The organism is Rhodopseudomonas sp. BR0M22, from assembly GCF_010907035.1.
Classification (GTDB): domain Bacteria; phylum Pseudomonadota; class Alphaproteobacteria; order Rhizobiales; family Xanthobacteraceae; genus Rhodopseudomonas.
In genome coordinates this window covers 1-13,715 of sequence record NZ_QUMK01000013.1, presented here as the reverse complement: position 1 = coordinate 13,715, position 13,715 = coordinate 1, and the positions used below count along the sequence as shown (strand labels likewise).

General features: G+C 64.7%; 12 protein-coding genes and 1 tRNA gene. 8 read left to right on the top strand and 5 right to left on the bottom strand.

The genetic code is table 11. The features are described from left to right. Positions 1–3 precede the first annotated feature (3 nt). Entirely contained in the window at positions 4–1,158 is a 1,155-nt protein-coding gene (locus tag DY468_RS06005) for a glycosyltransferase family 4 protein (RefSeq protein ID WP_164603332.1), read from the top strand. Then, on the top strand, positions 1,155–2,114 hold the full coding sequence (locus tag DY468_RS06000; RefSeq protein WP_164603330.1) for an NAD-dependent epimerase/dehydratase family protein: 960 nt from the start codon (positions 1,155–1,157) through the stop codon (positions 2,112–2,114). Before DY468_RS06005 ends, DY468_RS06000 begins: the two co-directional genes overlap by 4 nt. A 10-nt stretch (positions 2,115–2,124) precedes the next feature. Here DY468_RS06000 and DY468_RS05995 read toward each other — a convergent pair whose 3' ends face one another. Then, the gene (locus tag DY468_RS05995; protein ID WP_164603328.1) at positions 2,125–3,102 is read right to left on the bottom strand and encodes a GDP-mannose 4,6-dehydratase; all 978 of its coding nucleotides are present in this window, start codon (positions 3,100–3,102) and stop codon (positions 2,125–2,127) included. Between the two features lie 213 nt (positions 3,103–3,315). On the opposite strand from DY468_RS05995, the gene DY468_RS05990 reads away from it, so the two are divergent. Continuing rightward, positions 3,316–4,590, top strand: a complete 1,275-nt coding sequence (locus tag DY468_RS05990; protein ID WP_205512056.1) for a nucleotide sugar dehydrogenase — start codon at positions 3,316–3,318, stop codon at positions 4,588–4,590. A 25-nt stretch (positions 4,591–4,615) separates the two neighbouring features. Then, a complete protein-coding gene (locus DY468_RS05985) occupies positions 4,616–5,629 on the top strand; it encodes an NAD-dependent epimerase (RefSeq protein WP_164603326.1) in 1,014 nt (337 codons plus the stop codon). Between the two features lie 27 nt (positions 5,630–5,656). Here DY468_RS05985 and DY468_RS05980 read toward each other — a convergent pair whose 3' ends face one another. Further along, a complete protein-coding gene (locus tag DY468_RS05980; protein ID WP_164603324.1) occupies positions 5,657–6,562 on the bottom strand; it encodes a hypothetical protein in 906 nt (301 codons plus the stop codon). Positions 6,563–6,978: 416 nt separating this feature from the next. Between DY468_RS05980 and DY468_RS05975 the strand changes: the two genes are divergently transcribed. Next, positions 6,979–7,317, top strand: coding sequence for a hypothetical protein (locus tag DY468_RS05975; protein ID WP_164603322.1), 339 nt, complete (start codon positions 6,979–6,981; stop codon positions 7,315–7,317). A gap of 9 nt (positions 7,318–7,326) precedes the next feature. On the opposite strand, the gene DY468_RS05970 is transcribed toward DY468_RS05975, so the two are convergent. From DY468_RS05970 to msrA, 3 genes are all read right to left on the bottom strand, one after another. Next, on the bottom strand, positions 7,327–7,572 hold the full coding sequence (locus tag DY468_RS05970; protein WP_164603320.1) for a hypothetical protein: 246 nt from the start codon (positions 7,570–7,572) through the stop codon (positions 7,327–7,329). Positions 7,573–7,812: 240 nt separating this feature from the next. Then, complete coding sequence (gene msrB, locus DY468_RS05965; protein WP_164603317.1) at positions 7,813–8,229, bottom strand: peptide-methionine (R)-S-oxide reductase MsrB; 417 nt, start codon at positions 8,227–8,229, stop codon at positions 7,813–7,815. Positions 8,230–8,258: 29 nt separating this feature from the next. Beyond that, on the bottom strand, positions 8,259–8,972 hold the full coding sequence (gene msrA, locus DY468_RS05960; RefSeq protein WP_164603315.1) for a peptide-methionine (S)-S-oxide reductase MsrA: 714 nt from the start codon (positions 8,970–8,972) through the stop codon (positions 8,259–8,261). Between the two features lie 394 nt (positions 8,973–9,366). Here msrA and DY468_RS05955 point away from each other — a divergent pair. The 3 genes from DY468_RS05955 to greA all read left to right on the top strand — a co-directional run bounded on the left by DY468_RS05955 (position 9,367) and on the right by greA (position 13,643). Beyond that, a tRNA-OTHER gene (locus tag DY468_RS05955) sits at positions 9,367–9,441 on the top strand. Positions 9,442–9,613: 172 nt separating this feature from the next. Beyond that, positions 9,614–12,943: a carbamoyl-phosphate synthase large subunit gene (carB, locus tag DY468_RS05950; RefSeq protein WP_164603313.1), complete on the top strand. Its 3,330-nt coding sequence runs from the start codon at positions 9,614–9,616 to the stop codon at positions 12,941–12,943. Positions 12,944–13,166: 223 nt separating this feature from the next. Beyond that, positions 13,167–13,643: a transcription elongation factor GreA gene (gene greA, locus DY468_RS05945; protein ID WP_110784984.1), complete on the top strand. Its 477-nt coding sequence runs from the start codon at positions 13,167–13,169 to the stop codon at positions 13,641–13,643. The last annotated feature ends 72 nt before the right edge of the window (positions 13,644–13,715 follow it).

Sequence of the window (13,715 nt, the reverse complement as noted above, 5' to 3'; positions counted from 1 at the left end):
GCGATGCTGAAGACGCCGGCGGGCCGGCCACGGCTGATGTTCGTCGTCACCGAGGACTGGTACTTCGTCTCGCACCGGCTGCCGTTGGCGCGTGCGGCGCGCGATGCCGGCTACGAAGTGCTGGTGGCGACCCGGCTCGCCGACAAGGCGGACACCATCCGGCGCGAAGGCTTCGCGGTGATCGACCTGACGAAGATGCGCCGAACCGGCCGCAATCCGTTCAGCGAACTGAGCGCGATGACCGAGCTAGTCGGCATCTACCGTGCCCATCGTCCTGACATCGTCCATCACATCGCGATGAAGCCCGTGTTGTACGGCTCGATCGCCGCGCGGATCGCCGGCGTTCGGAGCATCGTCAACAATCTCGCCGGGCTCGGGTTCGTGTTTTCGTCGCAGAGCGCCAAGGCGCGCGTGCTGCGCCCGGCGATACGGCAACTGCTGGCGCTGGCGCTGAACCGGCCACGGACGCTGACGATCGTGCAGAACTCCGACGACGCTCGGGTGATGACCGACGCGATCGGCGTTGCGCCGGCGCAGCTACGGCTGATCAAGGGCTCCGGCGTCGATCCGTCGCTTTATCCGGCGCAGCATCAGGAGGAAGCCCCGCCGCTGGTGGTGCTGGCGTCGCGGATGATCCGCGACAAGGGCATCGCCGATTTCGTCGCGGCGGCAACGCAGCTACGCCGCGACGGCGGCGCAGAGGCGCGCTTCGTGCTGCTCGGATCGCCCGACATCGGCAATCCGCACGCCATCCCCGAGGCCGAGCTGCAAGGCTACGACCGCGACGGTGTCGTCGCCTGGTGGGGCCATCGCGACGACATGCCGGACATTCTCGCGCGCAGCGCGATCGTCTGCCTGCCAACCACCTATGGCGAGGGCATACCGAAGATCCTGATCGAAGCGGCGGCCGCCGGCTGCGCCATCGTCGCTTACGACGTCGCCGGCTGCCGCGAGATCGTCGCCGATGGCGACAACGGACTACTTGTGCGACCTGGCGACATCGCGGGTCTCGCCGCCGCGCTCGGCGGCTTGCTCGACGACCCGGCGCGGCGCGGCGCGATGGGCCAACGCGGTCGCGCGCGGGTCGAAGCGGAGTTCGCCCAGGAACGCATTCTCGCACAGACCCTGGCGACCTATGCAGAGACAGTGAGCCGATGACGACGCTCGTGGTCGGCGCATCAGGCTTCGTCGGGCGCCACCTGCTGCGCCGGCTGAGCGACGACCGGCGCGACCTGCGCGTTGCGGTACATCACAACACGGCCGGCATCACGGCCGGGATCGACGTCGTGCGCGGCAGCCTGGAGCCGGGCTTCGACTGGCGGCCGGCGTTGACCGGATGCGACGCCGTCGTCCACCTCGCGGCTCGCGTGCATGTGATGAGCGACGACAGCGGCGACCCGCTCGCCGAGTATCGCCGCGCCAATGTCGACGGCACACTGTCGCTGGCACGGCAGGCCGCCGAAGTCGGCGTCCGCCGCTTCGTGTTTCTCAGCTCGGTCAAGGCCTGCGGCGAAGCCACGCCACGCGGACGGCCGCTGACCGAGGACGATCCGCCGGCGCCGCAGGATCCCTACGGCGTATCGAAGTCCGAAGCCGAAGCCGGATTGCGCAGTCTGGCGCAGGCCGGCGGCATTGAGGTCGCGATTTTGCGGCCGCCGCTGGTGTACGGCCCCGGCGTCCGCGCCAACTTCCTGGCGATGATGCGCTGGCTGCAGCGCGGCGTGCCGCTGCCTCTGGCTTCGATCGACAACCGGCGCAGTCTGGTCGGTTCCGACAATCTGGTCGACCTGATCGCCGTCTGCCTCGATCACCCAGCAGCCGCCGGCGAAACCTTCTTCGCGAGCGACGGCGACGATCTGTCGACCCCGGATTTGCTGCGTCGGCTCGCCGCGGCGCTGGGCACCCGCGCGCGGCTGCTGCCGGCGCCGGCCGCGCTGCTGATCGCAGCCGCGACCGTACTCGGCCAGTCCGCCGCGGCGCAGCGGCTATGCAGTTCGCTCCAGGTCGACATCGGCAAAGCGCGTCGCCTGCTCGGCTGGACACCACCGCACTCCGTCGACGATCAGCTCGCACGGACCGCGCGGTGGTATCTCGACCGCAGCCCGGAGACTTAGCGCAGCCACGCTACGGCGACCGCATCGCGTGGCGCTCGCGCAGTTCGCTTTCCGCCAGCCGCTGCACAACACCCTTCATCCGGATCTCGGCCTGCCAGCCGAGCATCCGCCTGGCTTTCCCGGGATCGCCGGCGCTGTGCATGATATCGGTCGGCCGAAGCAGATCCTCGCTGATCTCGACATGACGCCGCCAGTCCAGCCCGAAGTAAGCGAACGCCTGTTCGACGAAGCTCTCGAGTGTGTTGGTCTCGCCGGTCGCGATCACGTAGTCGTCCGGCGACGGCGCCGCCAACATCCGTGTCATCGCGTCGACGTGCTCGCTCGCCCAGCCGAAATCGCGCGCGATCTTCAAATTGCCGAGTTGGACGCTGTCGGCCTTCTTCTCGGCGATGTCGGCCGCCCCGGTGACGATCTTGCGGGTGACGAACCGGCGCGGTCGCAGCTCGGAATCGTGATTGAACAGGATCCCCGAGCAGGCGAACAGACCGTATGCCTCACGATAGTTCGCCACAGTCCAGAACGCCGCGGCCTTACCGACCCCATAGGGGCTGCGCGGATTGAACGGCGTGGTCTCGGCCGCCGCACCCTCGGTATTGCCGAAGCACTCGCTCGAACAGGCGTTGTACAGCCGGGTCTTCAACTTCAACAGCCGCATCGTCTCGAGGATGTTGAGCGGGCCGAAGATGGTCGAATCGAGTGTCTCGACCGGCTGGCCGAACGACAGCCCGACCGACGACTGCCCGGCGAGATTGTAAATCTCGTCCGGCATCGAATCCGATATCACCTGGAAGATGCTGCGGAAGTCGGTGAGGCTCGCGGAGTACAGCTTGACCCGATCGTGCACGCCGACCGCGACCAGATTGCCGAACGCCGACACCTCCTTGTCGCGCGAGGTACCGTGCACGTCGTAGCCACGATCGACCAATTGCCTCGCGAGCAGCGCGCCGTCCTGGCCCGAGATGCCGAAGATCAGGGCTCGCTTGGTCATGCGCAATCCAACGGTCGGTGACAACGGCCCGCCGAATCCGGCGCCGCGGCGGGTGCGCAGCGGAACGGTCCGCCACCACCGGCGCTGCCTCGATCGGACCGCCCTGATAACCTTTCCGACCCGTCAGGACAATAGCAATCGCCTGCTATTGCGGCCCTCGCGCGATTGCGGCTAAACGTCCGTGATCCGGCGCGCGGGGCAGGTATCGGGAAGATGAGACAAATTGCAGTCGTTGGCCTCGGCTATGTCGGCCTACCCGTCGCCATCGCTTTCGCGAGGCGCTGGCCCGGCGTGGTCGGCTTCGACATCAACAAGAGCCGCGTCGCCGAGCTCAAGGCCGGCCACGACCGCACCAACGAGGTGCAGCCCGACGAGCTCCGCCAGTCATCGCTGACCTTCACCGACGATGCCGCCGATCTGGCCCGCAGCGACTTCTACATCATCACCGTACCGACCCCGATCACGGACGCCAACGCGCCAGATCTCGGCGCGGTGCTGGCCGCGTCCGAAACCGTCGGTCGGGTGCTGAAGCCCGGCGACATCGTGGTGTACGAGTCGACAGTTTACCCCGGCGTCACCGAGGAGGAATGCAGCCCGGTGCTGGAGAAGGTCTCCGGGTTGAAGGCCGGGCGCGACTTCAAGCTCGGCTACTCGCCGGAACGGATCAATCCCGGCGACAAGGCGCACCGTTTCGAGACCATCACCAAGGTGGTGTCGGCGCAGGACGCGGACAGCCTCGACATCGTTGCCGAGGTGTACGGGTCGGTGGTGACCGCTGGCATCCATCGCGCGCCGTCTATCAAGGTCGCCGAGGCAGCCAAGGTGATCGAGAACACCCAGCGCGACATCAACATCGCGTTCATGAACGAGCTGTCGCTGATTTTCCAGGCGCTCGATATCGACACCGGCGACGTGCTCGCCGCCGCGCGGACCAAATGGAACTTCCTGCCGTTCCATCCCGGGCTGGTCGGCGGCCACTGCATCGGCGTCGATCCGTACTACCTGACGTTCCGCGCCGGCAAGGCCGGCTATCATCCCGAAGTGATCCTCGCCGGACGCCGCATCAACGACGGTATGGGCGCGACGATCGCGCGCGAGTGCATCCGCGGGCTGCTGCGCAACAAGGTGCACAACGGCGTCGTCACTGTGCTCGGCCTGACCTTCAAGGAAAACGTTCCCGACACGCGCAACTCCAAGGTCGTCGATATCGTCCGCGAGCTCGAGTCGTTCGGTATCGAGGTCCAGGTCAGCGATCCGTGGGCCGACCACGACGACAGCCTGCACGAGCACCGCATCGCGCTGACGCAGCTCGACGCACTGCGGCCGGCCGACGCGGTGGTGCTCGCGGTGTCGCACGAGAGCTTCCTGGCGGACGGCTGGTCGCTGGTCCGCCGGCTGCTGCGCGGCGGTCGCGGTCAGGTGCTCGACGTCAAGGCAGTGCTGGATCGCACCGGCAAGCCGGACGGCATCGATTTGTGGCGGTTGTGATCGCCCCGCACTGAGGGACAGGAACATGCAGGACGATGTGGTGTTGGTCACCGGGGCCGCCGGCTTCATCGGATTTCACGTCGCGCGTCAACTGCTCGACGCCGGCCGCAGCGTGGTCGGCCTCGACATCGTCAACGACTACTACGACCCGAGGCTGAAGGAAGCGCGGCTGGAAATTCTCCGCCGCTATCCCGGATTCTCGTTCGAAAAGATCGACCTCGCCGACCGCGACCGCATCGCGGCGCTGTTCGCGCAAAAGCGGTTTCCGGTGGTGGTCCATCTCGCCGCGCAGGCCGGCGTCCGCTACTCGATCCAGAATCCGCATGCCTATGTGGACTCGAACCTCGTCGGCTTCGTCAATATTCTCGAAGGCTGCCGTCACAATGGCTGCCGGCACCTGATCTACGCATCGTCGTCCTCGGTATACGGCGCCAACACCACACTGCCGTTCTCGGTGCAGCACAACGTCGATCATCCGATCAGCCTGTATGCCGCGACCAAGAAGGCCAACGAGCTGATGGCGCACACCTACAGCCATCTCTACCGGCTGCCGACGACCGGGCTTCGGTTTTTCACCGTGTACGGTCCCTGGGGCCGGCCCGACATGGCGATGTTCCTGTTCGCTGACGCGATCGTCGCCAAGCGTCCGATCAAGGTGTTCAACCACGGCGCCATGCGCCGCGACTTCACCTATGTCAGCGACGTCAGCGAGGCGATCGTCCGCCTCACCGCCAAGCCGCCGCAGGGCAATCCGAACTGGTCGGGCGACGATCCCGATCCGTCGAGCAGCGCCGCGCCGTGGAAGGTCTACAACATCGGCAACAACAATCCCGAGGAACTGCTCCACGTCATTGCGCTGCTGGAGAAGGAATTCGGGCCCGCCACCAAGGAAATGCTGCCGATGCAGCCGGGCGACGTGCCGGCGACCTACGCCGACGTCACCGAGCTGATGAACGACATCGATTTCCGCCCCGCAACCTCGATCGAGGATGGCATCGCGCGGTTCGCGCAGTGGTATCGCGAATATCACAAGATGTAGGTGGTGCCGGCGACCTGCCGCTATGTGTCAGCTCGCAGCAGCCGGAACGTCTAGCGGCGCGCGCGTATTGACCTCGATCAGCACCTGCGATCCATCCTCGCTGCTGGCGACGACGCGCCAGTCGGTCAGCTTGTACAGCGCAAGGAACTCGTTCCACGCCTTGAATTCGTGGTTCACCGAATAGAACTCGTCGAACAAGATCAGATAGCGGTGCTTCAACAGCCCGCACAACGTGTCGAGTACCGGCCGCGTCGAGATGTAGAGATCGGCGTCGAAATGGATCATCCGCACGTCGTGCGGCCAGCCGCCGCTGAGATAGCGGGTCAGCGTTTCGGCGAACAATCCCGACTGGATGCTGACATTCGGCTGCGGCGGCGCCGGAAACCGGATGCCGGCGGCGGCGTCCGCGATCACCTTGGCGCGCGCCTGTGGATCATCGGCCCAGAGTTCGCCAGGCGCACCAAAACCCTTGATCGATCCCGCCGGCAACCCGTCCCACGCCTCGGGCAGTCCCTCGAAGCAATCGAACCCTACCAGATGATAGCTGCGCGGCAGATGATCAACGAAGTACTTCAGCGAGCCGCCGTTGTTGGTGCCGAATTCGAGAATCGTCCCTCCCGATGTGTTCGCGGTGATCCAGTTCAGCGCCGCGTTCCAGATCGGCTTCTTACCAACGGTCTTATTGAAGGTCGGCACGATGGTGACGCGGTCGTCGGATGCGACCTTCTCGGCCCAAAACTTCTCGAACCGAAGCGTGTTGGCAACCTTCTGCATCGCCAGCCCGAGCTTCTCGAGGAGGTCGGCGGCGAGCGACGGCAGCCACGCAACTCGCGCAACCGCGCGGCGCAACCGTCCAACGTGACGCGGTCGCGCAATCCGAGCGACCGACGTCACGTCGAGGATTCGTTGAGTCGAGGCGTCAGACCCGTCCATGCACGAAGTTCCGATCCACCGCCAGGGTGGCACCGAGTATCTCGGCGCTGCTGAAAATCAACTCGACATCTAAACTAAACAGTCGAAGCCATACGACCGAACTCTCTAAACCGCAAGCAAGACGGGACCAACGGACAGGGTTTCCCCACCTCGGCTTGCACTAAAGCCGAACACCGATGATGCGCTCAGTATTTACCGCCCTGTCGAAACGGCAGAAGCCAGAAGCCCGAAGTCGGCGCATATAACCAGACGATTTGAGACTGCAATGCGCTATCCAGCGGCGTAGCCCCCCATTTTGATTTGTCGACCAAGATCGACTAGATGGGTACTATCATTGTAGCTCGTGCCGCTCCGAAGTGACCCGAGCCCCAGCGGACGGAGACCGGCCTATTCGACGTTTCGGCGACATTGCTTGGATGGCAGTCGGCCCGCTGGCGTGTCTCGCCCTCGCGGGCTGCTCGTCGATTCTGGATGTTCTGCCAGACGGCGGCGAGAAAGCGCCGAAAGCTGCCGTGATGTCGGTCGATCTGAAGAAGGTCGGCGAGGAGACGAAGTTGCCGCAGCCGTGGCAGATCGCCGGCCCGATCGAGGCCGATCCCGTGACTGTAACACCGTGGATCGTCTGCCTGCGGAGCAACGCCCCGGATCAGGCCCGGCAGACCTACGCGCTGTTCTACAAGGGCGGCAAACTTCAAAGCTACCGATTCGCCGCCATCGTCGATCGCTGCGACCAGCAGAGCTTCAGATCGTTCTGAGGCGGCCGGTCAAGACGCGCGGCGCTCGAGCGGATAGTCCTCGCTGTCGTACAGCGTGCGGATGCCCTTGTGGTCGAAGCGGGCCTCGTCGACCTGCAAATAGGCGCCATTCAGACAATCGGCCGGCAACTCCTCCATCGCATAGCGCACCGCTTCCGCCGCACGGCTAAAGCGGCGATAGGCGACGCCGGTGCGGCGCTTCTTGCGGATCGCTGCGGGAAACAGTTCTGCGGACGTGTCGTAGCTGAACGCCATGGCGAAATAGCCTCCTCAAGATGGGGATGCGCCACGCGGGACACGATCATGATCGGCACCGGCGGCTTCAATTCCGATCATCTTCATATAGGCACGATGCGCGGATTTGCGACCCGCCGCCCTCGGCAGCAAAGCTAACCGGATGAATCTACTGATAATTCTTGTTTCAAGAGATGCGAAAAGCAGGCCCCAAAAGGGCACCTGCTTCCGCTCATGATCCAGACGGACGGATCGGATCCGCTATTTCGGCTCGAGCTTGAGCGCAGCCGAGTTGATGCAGTAGCGCAGGCCGGTCGGCCCCGGGCCGTCCGGAAACACATGACCGAGATGGCCGCTGCAGCGCGAGCACAATACCTCGGTCCGGATCATGCCGTGGCTGACATCACGCTCTTCGTCGATATGGCCGGCTTCCGCCGGCGCGGTGAAGCTCGGCCAGCCGCAGCCGGAATCGAACTTGGCATCGGACTCGAACAGAACCTGGCCACAGCCGGCGCAGACGTAGTTGCCTGGCCGGGTCTCGAACTCGTACTCCCCGGTGAACGGCCGCTCCGTCGCCTTCTCGCGCAGCACGGCGTACTGCATCGGCGTCAACTGCTTGCGCCACTCCGCATCGCTCTTCTCGATCTTGTCGGAAGTGGTGGTCTTGATGTCGGACATCCTTCCTCCTGAATCGTCGCTCCCTGCCGTCAGTTGGTCGCCTTGACGCTGCTCACCAGCGTCGGCTTGTCGAGATACTCCGTCGGAAACAACTTCTTCAGGGCCTCGATCTTCGGCAGGTCGTTGTACGCAATATAGGGCTGATTGGGGTGCAGCGTCAGGTAATCCTGGTGATAGGCCTCCGCGGCATAAAACCCTTTCAACGGTCCGACCTTGGTGACGATCGGCGCGCTGAACACCTTGGCAGCGTCGAGCTGCGCAATATAGGCGTCGGCGATCTGCTTCTGCTCGTCGCTGGTTGTGAAAATCGCCGAGCGATATTGCGGCCCGGTGTCGGGGCCCTGGCGGTCGAGCTGGGTCGGATCGTGCGCGACTGAGAAGTAGATCTGCAGCAGCTTGCCGTAGGAGATCCGCTTGGGATCGTATTTGACCTCGACAGCCTCGGCATGTCCTGTCGTTCCGGTCGAGACCAACGGATAGCTCGCGCTCGCCCTGCTGCCGCCGGCATAGCCCGACAACGCATTCACCACGCCCGAGGTATGCTGAAACACGCCCTGCACGCCCCAGAAACAGCCGCCGGCAAAGACCGCAGTCTGCAGGCCGCCAGTCTCCTTGGCGTCGAGCTTCGGCGGCGGAATCACAACCGCCTCCTCGGCGGCCCGGGACGGCGCGCTCGCCACCGACCAGACCAGCGCACCAACGGTGGCAGCGCAGAGAGCAAGACGACCGAACGATACGCGCATGGATGATCCTCGCGATTTTGGGAAGCGGCGGCAGCGACAACGCCGCGGCCAGCTGGCTGTTGCGCTTCAAGATACGCAGCCGCCGCCGGGTTGTTACCGGGATACGGACACGAGTTCGTGACCTGTCCGTCCCGTTTGTTGCCACGCCAAAGAACCAGCCCCCTGGCTGGCGGGCCTCGGTTCCGTCAATTCCCGCGGAAAGCAGGTCTTCCTTCCGCAGAGCCTGAGAGCCAGAGCGCTGAATGGTCGGGAACGCCTATTTGCCCTGCGGCAGCCCAGGCGGCGCAGAGGTGCCATGAAACCGCAAACCAAGGACAGCCACGCCCCCGGTCTTCATTAAGGATAGACGGGTTCATGACTGGATCACCCCTTCGTGAAATGCCAAGATGCACGCGGCCCGGTGGCGGAAGATCAACGCAGGAGCGGTGCAACGCTCTTTTTCCTGGTTCAAGTCCAGGCTGGGCCTCCAAAACCCACCAAATTGGTGGTTGACGGCCGGCCGAAGGTCTTTCGCCGTCCGGGAAACTGGTCTAAGACACCTCCGCGCGCCTGGGACGGCCCGGCGCTTGAAGACCTGAGGGACGCGCGGCTGCGCGCCCTTTTTTTGTGCCCGCGATTTCCGCCCGCGTCAGCGAGATTTGATGCCCAAACGTACCGACATCTCCACCATCCTCATCATCGGGGCCGGTCCTATCGTGATCGGCCAGGCCTGTGAGTTCGACTATTCCGGCACGCAGGCGGTCAAGGCGCTGAAGCAGGAGGGCTATCGAGTCGTCCTGGTCAATTCCAACCCGGCGACGATCATGACCGATCCGGAGCTGGCGGATGCGACCTACATCGAGCCGATCACCCCCGAGATCGTCGCCAAGATCATCGAGAAGGAACGCTACGTCATCCCCGGCGGCTTCGCGCTGCTGCCGACGATGGGCGGCCAGACTGCGCTGAATTGCGCACTGAGCCTGCGCAAGCTCGGCACGCTGGAGAAGTTCGACGTCGAGATGATCGGCGCCACCGCCGACGCGATCGACAAGGCCGAGGATCGCGAGCGGTTCCGCACCGCGATGACCAAGATCGGACTGGAAACGCCGAACTCACGCCAGGTCAAAACCCTGCCCGACGCGCTGCGCGCGCTCGACGAGATCGGCTTTCCGGCGCTGATCCGGCCGTCGTTCACGATGGGCGGCACCGGCGGCGGCATCGCCTACACCAAGGCCGAGTTCATCGAGATCGTCGAACGCGGCATCGACGCCTCCCCGACCAACGAGGTTCTGATCGAAGAATCGATCCTCGGCTGGAAGGAGTACGAGATGGAGGTCGTGCGCGACAAGCACGACAACTGCATCATCGTCTGCTCGATCGAGAATCTCGACCCGATGGGCGTGCACACCGGCGATTCGATCACCGTCGCGCCGGCGCTGACCCTGACCGACAAAGAATACCAGATCATGCGCGACGCCTCGCTGGCGGTGCTGCGCGAGATCGGGGTGGAGACTGGCGGCTCGAACGTGCAGTTCGCGGTCAATCCGGCCGATGGCCGGCTGGTTGTGATCGAGATGAACCCGCGAGTGTCGCGCTCGTCGGCGCTGGCCTCGAAGGCCACCGGCTTCCCGATCGCCAAGGTCGCCGCCAAGCTGGCGGTCGGCTATTCGCTCGACGAAATCGCCAACGACATCACAGGCGGCGCGACGCCGGCGTCGTTCGAGCCGACGATCGACTACGTCGTCACCAAGATTCCGCGCTTCGCCTTCGAGAAATTCCCCGGCGCCTCGGCCAACTTGACCACCGCAATGAAGTCGGTCGGTGAGGTGATGGCGATCGGCCGCACCTTCCAGGAGAGCCTGCAGAAGGCGCTCCGCGGCCTCGAAAGCGGCCTCACCGGTCTCGACGAGATCGAAATCGACGGTCTTGGCCGCGGCGACGACAAGAATGCGATTCGCGCGGCGCTCGGCACCCCGACGCCGAGCCGGCTGCTGCAGGTCGCGCAGGCGATGCGGCTCGGCTGGTCGGACGAAGAGATCTTCAACTCCTGCAAGATCGATCCCTGGTTCCTGGCGCAGCTCCGCGGCATCGTCGACATGGAAGCTCGGGTCCGCGAGGCGGGCCTGCCGGATCATGCGTTCGGCATGCGCAGTCTGAAGGCGATGGGCTTCTCCGACGCTCGTCTTGCCGTGCTCGCCAACACCACCGAAGCCGAGGTGAAGACCAAGCGCCGTGCGCTCGGCGTCCGCCCGGTGTTCAAGCGGATCGACACCTGCGCGGCAGAGTTCGCCTCGCCGACCGCCTATATGTACTCGACCTACGAGGCACCGTTCGCCGGCCCGGCTTCGGACGAAAGCCAGCCGTCGGACAAGCAGAAAGTGATCATCCTCGGCGGCGGTCCGAACCGGATCGGCCAGGGCATCGAGTTCGACTATTGCTGCTGCCATGCCTGCTTCGCGCTGCACGACGCCGGCTATGAATCGATCATGGTCAACTGCAATCCGGAAACGGTGTCGACCGACTACGACACCGCCGACCGGCTGTATTTCGAGCCGCTGACGGGCGAAGACGTACTCGAGATCATCGATACCGAGCGTAGCAAAGGCAGTCTGAAAGGCGTGATCGTGCAGTTCGGCGGCCAGACGCCGCTGAAGCTGGCGCGCGCGCTGGAAGCCGCCGACGTGCCGATCCTTGGCACTTCGCCGGACGCGATCGACCTCGCCGAGGACCGCGACCGCTTCAAGCGCATCCTCGACAAGCTGCGGCTGAAGCAGCCGAAGAACGGCATCGCCTATTCGGTCGAGCAGGCCCGCTTGGTCGCGGCCGAACTCGGCCTGCCGCTGGTTGTGCGTCCGTCCTACGTGCTCGGCGGCCGCGCCATGCAGATCATCCGCGAGGAGAATCAGCTCAGCGACTACCTGCTCGGCACCCTGCCCGAGCTGGTGCCGGGCGACGTCAAGTCCCGCTATCCGAACGACAAGACCGGTCAGATCAACACCGTGCTCGGCACCAATCCGCTGCTGTTCGACCGCTATCTGTCGGACGCCACGGAGGTCGACGTCGACTGCCTGTCGGACGGCAAGGACACCTTCATCGTCGGCATCATGGAGCACATCGAAGAGGCCGGCATTCACTCCGGCGACTCGGCCTGCTCGCTGCCGCCGCACTCGCTCAGTGCGGACACCATCGCCGAGCTGGAACGTCAGACGCGCGAACTGGCGCTCGGCCTCGACGTCGTCGGCCTGATGAACGTGCAGTACGCCATCAAGGACGGCGAGATCTACGTGCTCGAGGTCAATCCCCGCGCCTCCCGTACCGTGCCGTTCGTCGCCAAGGTGATCGGTATGCCGGTCGCCAAGCTCGCGGCGCGGATCATGGCCGGCGAGAAGATCGCGGATCTCGGCCTGAAAAAGCGCACGCTCGACCATGTCGGCGTCAAGGAATCGGTGTTCCCGTTCGCCCGCTTCCCGGGCGTCGACACCGTGCTCGGCCCGGAGATGCGCTCGACCGGCGAAGTGATGGGGCTCGATCGTTCGTTCGAGGTCGCGTTCGCCAAAAGCCAGCTCGGCGGCGGCACCCGCGTGCCGCGCAAGGGCACCGTGTTCGTCTCGGTCAGGGAAAGCGACAAGGCGCGGATCCTCGACGCCGTGAAGCTGCTGCACTCGGTCGGCTTCAGGGTGATCGCCACCTCCGGCACCCAGCGCTATCTGGCGGACCACGGTGTGCCGGCAGAGAAGATCAACAAGGTGCTGGAAGGCCGTCCGCACATCGTCGACGCCATCATGAACGGCGAAGTCCAACTGGTGTTCAACACCACCGAGGGACCGCAGGCGTTGGCCGACAGCCGGTCGCTGCGGCGCGCTGCCCTCTTGCATAAAGTCCCCTATTACACCACTCTTTCGGGCGCGGTGGCCGCCGCAAAGGGCATCCGGGCCTATTTGGATGGGGACCTTGAGGTCCGGACCCTGCAGAGCTACTTTTCCGAAAGCTGATCGTCGCCCGGCCTAAACGGCCGGCTATCGACCGACAGGCCGCGAGGCCGGGGAACCCGCCCGCATTGGAATTGTTCTCTCCGGCATTTGCCGGAAAGCTCTGGTGCCGATCTGAGCCGACTTCGGACGCCGCACAGGCGCGGCGCCGCCGTAAACAGCCTACGACGTTGCGGGTGAGCAGGGTTCGGCGATCCGCAATGAATTCTTGAAGGATGAAGAGACGATGGTCGAAAAGATACCGATGACTGCGGGCGGGTATGCCGCACTTTCGGACGAGTTGAAGCATCGCCAGTCGGTGGATCGTCCGCGCATCATCGAGCACATCGCCGAAGCGCGCTCCCATGGCGACCTCTCGGAAAACGCCGAGTACCACGCCGCCAAGGAAGAGCAGTCCCACAACGAAGGCCGGATCAACGAACTCGAGGACAAGCTGGCGCGCGCGGACATCATCGACGTCAGCAAGCTGTCGGGCGACACCGTCAAGTTCGGCGCCACCGTCACCCTGATCGACGAGGACACCGAGAAGAAGGCGGTGTGGCAGATCGTCGGTGAGGCCGAAGCCGACGCCAAGAAGGGCAAGATCTCGATCACCTCGCCGCTGGCGCGGGCGCTGATCGGCAAGAAAGCCGGCTCCTCGGTCGAGGTCGTCGCCCCCGGCGGCGCCAAGGCCTATGAGATCGAAAAGGTCGAGTGGCGCTGACAGCGCCTCCTCAACGGGACGAAAAAGCCGCGCTTCGCCGCGGCTTTTTTGTTGCCCAAACCGCAGCAGCTC